Annotated in this window: 1 protein-coding gene; it reads right to left on the bottom strand. The window is 54.6% G+C overall.

All coding sequences use genetic code 11. The features are described 5' to 3' along the window. Window positions 1-221: 221 nt before the first annotated feature. Complete coding sequence (locus A3CW_RS0144135; RefSeq protein WP_028209160.1) at window positions 222-1,193, bottom strand: alpha/beta hydrolase family protein; 972 nt, start codon at window positions 1,191-1,193, stop codon at window positions 222-224. Window positions 1,194-1,415: the final 222 nt, after the last annotated feature.

The following is a 1,415-nucleotide window of genomic DNA, read 5'->3' as shown; positions in this document are numbered from 1 at the left end:
ATTAGCAGGCGGCTCGATGGGCGCGCAACGACGCATGGCGAACTGAGCAAAGGAGCGGCCACGCGCGCGGTGGCCGTCTTATGAGGGCGAATGCGCGAATTCGGCCAGAAACGGCCGTTCGATGTTGCTACCTAGATCGTTGACATTCACTGCATAGATAAGCCGTTGTGGCTTTCTGTCCGGCCGACGAATAGCTTTTCCTCGGCCGCACAGAACATGTTCTACGCGGGGTTATTCGTGTCTATCAGGTACTTACGAAAAAACACGAGCACGTCGACGTTGAATTCTTTGTGAAAAGAATTACGGTCGAAGTCCGGTCTGTCAGTACAGATTTCTCGTGCGGACTGCATGAATTCAACCGAACAGGGTGCCATGAAGGAGAAATGCTGGGAATGGGGCACGAAGTGAACATCCGGTTTCGTCGGCATTTCGCCGACGATGTTCGCGACGCTCTCTGGCGTCACACCGCCCCCGCCAAGCTCGGATCTCCAAAGTTGTACGGGTATCTTCACATTGGAAAAACTGTCTTTCGTGAAGAAGATGCTAACTGGATCGGCAATCACAGCCGCCTTGATACGCGGATCATGAACGAGTTCAGGCAGTTCTCCTTTGTGCACCTGATCGCAGAGCGGCGTATCCACCCCGTCACATAGGCGCAGACTCTTTCCGAAATACGGATTAGCACCGACAGCGACCAGCCCAGTGTATCCACCGCGCGAGAAACCGAAGATGCCGATGTCGCTCGCGTTGATTCTGGCAGCGGCGGGCCATGATCCAAGCATGAAGTCGATCAAACGCTTGATATCCGCTGGCCGCTCAACGAATACCGAGAAGTCATTGGTGCGGGTCTTGTCTATCGCATTGTCACCAGGATGGTTTATCGCCGCGACCACGTAACCCGCATCTGCTAGCGCTTCGGCCGTGTCACTATGGTCCAGGAAAGTGCCGCCCCTACCGTGCGAGATAACGACAAGCGGTAGTTTTTCGCCCGTGACTGGACAATCCTTGGCAACAGACAGCACGAATGGGCCCAATTTTTCGTCGCGTGGCGGTTGATTACACGGATACCAGACGGCTCCTTTGAGAGGCGGAAGCGATCCGTTACCCGGAATCTCAATAAATCGAAAGCCGGCCGCGTGCGCCAGTGAGGCCCCGAGACATAAGGCAGCGAAGAGAAAGCTGAAACGGATCATTTTTCTTCCCGGTTTGTCAACGCAATACGCTCCGATTTCAGTCTCGATGTTACATGAGTGATTGCGGACGCAAGCTTGACCTGTCTTCAATGTCTCCTTCCAGGGGCATCGAAGGGCCGTTGTGGGTCCAGCCTGTGTGAAAACGCGTTGGTCGCCTAAACTGAATCAACGCACTGAGATCCGGGTGACTCATGAAGCGATTCGTTGAAGGCGATGACCGCA

The organism is Paraburkholderia nodosa DSM 21604, from assembly GCF_000519185.1.
GTDB lineage: Bacteria > Pseudomonadota > Gammaproteobacteria > Burkholderiales > Burkholderiaceae > Paraburkholderia > Paraburkholderia nodosa.
This window is presented reverse-complemented; position numbering and strand designations above follow the sequence as displayed.

What these genes read in the sequence shown, in the direction of transcription:
- A3CW_RS0144135 (WP_028209160.1), bottom strand. Translation starts at nt 1,193, where the DNA reads ATGATCCGTTTCAGCTTTCTCTTCGCTGCCTTATGTCTCGGGGCCTCA.